This is a genomic window from Saccharomonospora iraqiensis subsp. paurometabolica YIM 90007, from assembly GCF_000231035.2.
Lineage (GTDB): Bacteria > Actinomycetota > Actinomycetes > Mycobacteriales > Pseudonocardiaceae > Saccharomonospora > Saccharomonospora paurometabolica.
The window spans coordinates 76,524-76,974 of record NZ_KI912185.1; the positions used below are offsets into that span (position 1 = coordinate 76,524).

Annotated in this window: 1 protein-coding gene; it reads left to right on the forward strand. The window is 74.9% G+C overall.

Going from position 1 to position 451, the window contains the following annotated elements:
- Window positions 1–451 (forward strand): DNA glycosylase AlkZ-like family protein (locus SACPADRAFT_RS0200435; protein WP_198048233.1); only part of this gene is annotated, 451 nt, incomplete at both ends.

The window sequence follows — 451 nt, forward strand, 5'->3', positions numbered from 1 at the left end:
GGAGGAACTGGTCGAACAGGGCGCTCTCGAACCGGTGCGGGTCCCCGGCTGGCGCCACCGCGCCTACCGGCACGTCGCCGCCCGCACCCCGCGCGCGGTGCCGGGGCGGGCGCTGCTGTGCCCGTTCGACCCGTTGGTGTGGGAGCGCGAGCGCACCGAGCGCCTGTTCGGGTTCCGCTACCGCATCGAGATCTACGTGCCCGCGGCGAAGCGGGTCTACGGCTACTACGTCTTCCCGTTCCTGCTGGACGGGGACCTGGTCGGCCGGGTCGACCTCAAGGCCGACCGGGCCGCGTCGGTGCTGCGGGTGCCGGGTGCGTTCGCCGAGGACGGGGTGGACCGCGCCCGGGTGGCCGCCGAACTCGCCGCCGAACTCACCACGATGGCGCACTGGCTGGGGCTCGACGACGTCGTCGTCGGGGACCGCGGCGACCTCGCCGGGGAGCTGGCC